The sequence below is a fragment of the Cytophagia bacterium CHB2 genome, assembly GCA_030263535.1.
GTDB lineage: Bacteria > Zhuqueibacterota > Zhuqueibacteria > Zhuqueibacterales > Zhuqueibacteraceae > Coneutiohabitans.
Map to the genome: position 1 here is coordinate 1 of SZPB01000441.1, position 4,644 is coordinate 4,644.

4 protein-coding genes are annotated in these 4,644 nt (G+C 52.5%); all 4 read right to left on the bottom strand.

Annotated features, from left to right (window positions below; genetic code table 11):
* Nucleotides 1–185 (bottom strand): aminotransferase class III-fold pyridoxal phosphate-dependent enzyme (locus FBQ85_26815; protein ID MDL1878746.1); only part of this gene is annotated, 185 nt, incomplete at its 3' end.
* Between the two features lie 83 nt (nucleotides 186–268).
* Nucleotides 269–1,615, bottom strand: a complete 1,347-nt coding sequence (locus tag FBQ85_26820; protein MDL1878747.1) for a hypothetical protein — start codon at nucleotides 1,613–1,615, stop codon at nucleotides 269–271.
* A gap of 372 nt (nucleotides 1,616–1,987) precedes the next feature.
* Nucleotides 1,988–3,097: a long-chain fatty acid--CoA ligase gene (locus tag FBQ85_26825; GenBank protein ID MDL1878748.1), complete on the bottom strand. Its 1,110-nt coding sequence runs from the start codon at nucleotides 3,095–3,097 to the stop codon at nucleotides 1,988–1,990.
* Between the two features lie 379 nt (nucleotides 3,098–3,476).
* The coding region (locus FBQ85_26830; GenBank protein ID MDL1878749.1) for a hypothetical protein at nucleotides 3,477–4,644 on the bottom strand (1,168 nt) is incomplete at its 5' end.

Below are 4,644 nucleotides of genomic sequence, written 5' to 3' on the forward strand. Positions count from 1 at the left end.
GCCTGAAGCGCGGCCAGCACGTTGGGATGACCATGGCCGATATTGGCAACGCCGATGCCGGAAATAAAATCAATGTAGCGTTTGCCCTCGCGCGTAAACAAATAAATGCCCTGCGCGCGATCAATCTCGAGACCGAGCGGCTCCGGCGAGGTTTGACAGAGATAGGTTAGAAAATCCGTTAGCATAATCTTTAAGATCATCAAGGGAGACAAGAAACGGAGTGAGTGCGCGAACGCGAGAAAAAATTCCATTTCGCCGATTCACACCGTCACAGCTTCACGCCATGGATCAACTCAAACCACTGTCTGCTGATTGCCATCCACGCGAACGCGGGCCGCTGCAAGGCGCCCGGCTCGCAAATAATGCGGCCCAAAACTTCTTCCTGTTCGTCAAGATCGAGCACCAACTGCGCATGTTCATGATCTTGAATCTCCACTGCCAGCGCCTGAATTTTTGCGGAATAATTTTTTAGTATCAACATAACGTCGTCGAAACTTTTTACCCACAACAAACGCACAGCGCGAAACGCGATGCGTTGTTCTAAATCAAATTCCTCCGCAGCGACCACGGTCCAGGAAGTATCCGCGGGCTGAAACAGCGCAATGTTTTCGCCGGCCGCCCGGCGCGCCTGCCATTCCCCGCGCCATTGTTGAATCAACGCATGTTCCTGAGCCGACCAATTTCCAGCCGGCCATTTTGCGCTTTCCTCAGCGAGTATGCCGGCAAAGTGTGTTGCCAATTGTTCGACGTCCGGCCACTGTTCGGCAATCACCATCACCACTTGCGGTGCGAGGCAGCCCTTGCCGTCGAACATGGCGTAATCATAAACCAGCTTGCGCAGCGCTTGAATCTTGACGGATTTCGCGTGTATGATTGCGGCACTGAAGCGATCACCAAACGGCATCAGCGCGCTACCGGCTTCGGCGCGCAATTGTTGCATGGTGTCATCATCGCCCAATGCAATCACACGCGGCGACAAGGCCAGCACAGCTGCCGTTGCCGCGTTATTTTCGCGCGGCCAACTTAGCGCCATCAGCCGGGAAGCGACTTCGGCGTCTTGTTGCGCCAGCGCTGAGAAAACTGCCGGCATGAAATCCGGTTCTGCGCTTGCGCTTTTGACGAGTGTTGGAATGCCGAGTAAAGAGAGCTGCACAACCTGCTGCAAAGCCGCGCCGGGAATGTTGCCCGAGGCAATCACGAACACCAATGAGGGATACTTCATAGCATCGGGTTCATCGGCCCGCGCTTCACGAACCTCATCGAGCCAAGCATTGATCGCATCCGCAGTAATTTCACGAAAATGATTGGCAATGCTCTCGCGCAACACCGGCAGGCTCATACGCGTATTCGCCTGCAATCGTCGCAAAGCAACTTCAGCTTCGGGGAATTGCCAATTTTCCCACGCCCGCGCGACTGCATGCCAGGCTTGCACCGAGCGGCACTGCCATTCGTTAGCGTTCTCTGCGAATCCAATGGCTGGCCGGCGAAACGATAGCAACAGGCTGGTCAACTCTGCTGGCGATATGCGTTTGAGATCGGATGCTGCCGGCACGAAATGCGGCTGCTGTGCGAGATCGCCATTCTCAGAATTCATGATTGCAAGGTTATTGGACATTCGTTATGTGAATTAGAAAATCAAAATTGGAATAAAATTCTAACTTATTATCCCAACGGATAGATCAAGACCAACCGATGAAAAGACATAAAGCTTTATCCGTTGGCGTTAATCTATCCGCTCGTAGGGCTGCGGTTTTCACCTTGACTGAAGTCTGGTGCAGACTTTTAGCCACTGATTTACACGGATCAAACACGGATTCATTTTTCTGCAAGAATTGTTCTAAAACACAAGAAATCCGTGAAAATCAGTGTTCATCCGTGGCTAAAGAAAAACTCTTCCAACGGAAGGCCGAGAAAATCAGCGGGCCGCTTTCATCCGTGGGAAGCTCTCTACATCGGATTCAGATTGGGTTTTACCGTCGCGTCATCCTCACACAATACTTTCAGTAAGCAACGAACACCCGCGCAATTCCGCGCCACTGGCGCGTCCTAGCAATTCGATACGATCCTGCCACGCCCGACCCAAATCCTCGGTTTGAATCGCCAGCACAGAATCAACATTGGCCAAATCAAAAATGCGCAGCATGCCGATTTCACCAGCGGGCAAGGGCTGCAAATTCTCCGGATTGACTGCCAGCACGCGCACCCACGGCGGCATGAATTTGATATTGTCTCTTTCGTCCTGCAACGGCAGGCCGGGCAACTGGCTTTCGTAGAATTGCGAGCTTAACTCCGTCATGCCGTATTCATTCAACAAAAACTCTTTTGTGATGCCGAAGTTTTCACAAAGCAATTTTTGAAACTCCGCGCGCGGCGCTTCGCGCGTGCGGCCTTTGTAGCCGCCGGTATCCAGAATGCGGCTGCCTGCCGGCAACGTCATACGCTGTCCGTGCGCCTGCAATTCATCAACACATTGCAGAAGATTGAAAGCTGTTCCCAAAATAAAAACCGGCTCTTGCTTTTGCATGGCTGAATCGAGAGCACCAAAAAAGTCTGGCAACATTAACTTTTCAGACGTGAAAAACGCGGCGCTGCCCTCTGCGCCAAACTCGTCGCGTACCGCGGAGAACATGTAACCCAATGATGAATGCGGAAAATGACCGGCTGTTGGCCCGAGAAAGAGCATGCGCATTTTTTCGCGATCGGGCAGGCAATAAGCGCGAAAACTGCGCAACAGCGCGCTGCGGTAAAACATCAAATCCTGAAAATAATGCTTGCCGCTGTGCTGCATCGTGGTGCCGCTGGTGTGAAACTCGGCAACCGCATGCTCCGGCGGAAAGCAGGCGAGCGGCACGTACTTGAATGCGCTGGTGGTGACCGCGGGAATCTCGCGCCAGGTTTTGGGTTCGGTCACCGCCGGCGAGGCTTGCAGACAAAATCTTCGATAGACGGCGTTGTGGCGAAATTGGTAACGAAAGAGTCGCACGGCAAGATCATTGAAGATCGTATCATCAAAGACAGCGAGATTCGCGGTCGAGATGAATTCCAGGATCAAAGGCCGAGGATCGAGTATGGCTGATTGTAGGCGGGAAGGTGGCATGCGCGAGCCTCAGGTGCATCTGCCGCTGCATCGGCAAATCCGACACGAAATCATGGTCTGTTATTGAAAAAAATCAGAAGTATTTCACCTCTGAGAAGCTACCCCGATTTGCAGACAAGCTGTAAATCAAAGCTTCTGCGAAGCAGCAAATAACTGGTCGGCGAAATTCGGTGTCTCCGGTGACCATCAGCGATAAAGTTTTTCTACCGAAATGCGCCGAAGTTGCCGAGTATCGCCGAAAAAAACTTTGGCAGGATGATTTATCGGCAGAATTATTTTGAATCGTTCTGCCGACAAATTATTCTGCGACAAACTTTCAGAATTTTATTCTAACTTTGAGCGGCTTATGGCCCTAAACGCACAATCCCCAATCCGCAATCTACGCCGGCTCCACCCATTTGCCATGCGCTTTGATCAGATCTATCAATCGCGCATCCGCTTCGTGTTCGGGAATATTGCGTTGCACGCATTCCTTGCCCACGTACAAGCTCACCACTTTCGGGCCGGTGCCGACGTAACCGAAATCCGCGTCCGCCATTTCGCCCGGGCCATTCACGATACAACCCATGATTGCGATTTTCACGCCTTTCAAATGGCTCGTTTTGGATTTGATGCGTTCGGTCGTGGTTTGCAGATTGAACAGGGTGCGGCCGCAACTCGGACATGAAATGAATTCGGTTTTGGAAATGCGCAAACGCGCGGCTTGCAGGAGATTGTAGCTGAAGCGCAAGGCCTCCGCTGGTTTGATCGCGCCTTCTACAAGAATGGCATCGCCGAGGCCGTCGCACAGCAACGCGCCAAGCTGCCTGCTGGCGTCGAGCATCCAATCTGCGGTTGATGAGCCTTCATTGATCAATTCCTGTGGAATCTGATAACGCCAAATCAGCGGCGCAGCAATACCGATCTTGTCCAAATAACTCACCAGCATGCGCACCAATCCGACTTGTCCGAGGCGATAACCGGGAATGGCAATGCCAATTGACCATTGGTCTTCCGCGGGAAGAATGCTTTTTAGCAAATCCGCTTTTGCGAATGCCGAGCCCGCGGCAATCATTGCGGTGGTGAACACAGCCTGCAAATGGGCATTATTCTTTTGTGCATATTGCCAACTCGAAAGAATCTTTTCTTCTGACGCAGCGTGCATAAACAGTAATACCGTTTCCGGCGCTTTTTCGCCGTTCAAGTTTTCCCACGCGGCTGCAAGAGGAGAATGCTGCCGGTTGCTTTGCAAGCATGCGCGCGTGTGCTGCAAATCCCAATCGTTGGTTCCGGATTCGAGCCATTCGGCAAAATTCTCCGGCGGCGGCTCAGGCGCGCCCAGCACTTTCATTCTTCCGTAGCTCGCTTTGGGAACCAGCGCCCGCACGTCTTCTGCCAGCGCGCCATTTTGAGCCAATGAAATGCCCACACGCACCAGTTCTTTTTCACCCAGCGCCAGATCGGACATTACAACCCGCCACGTCGCGCGGCGATTGTATTCGTAAGGCTTCACCACTCGGCTCCAATCTTCCCGTGTAACTGGAAATTGTCGCATCGGTTTTTCAAAT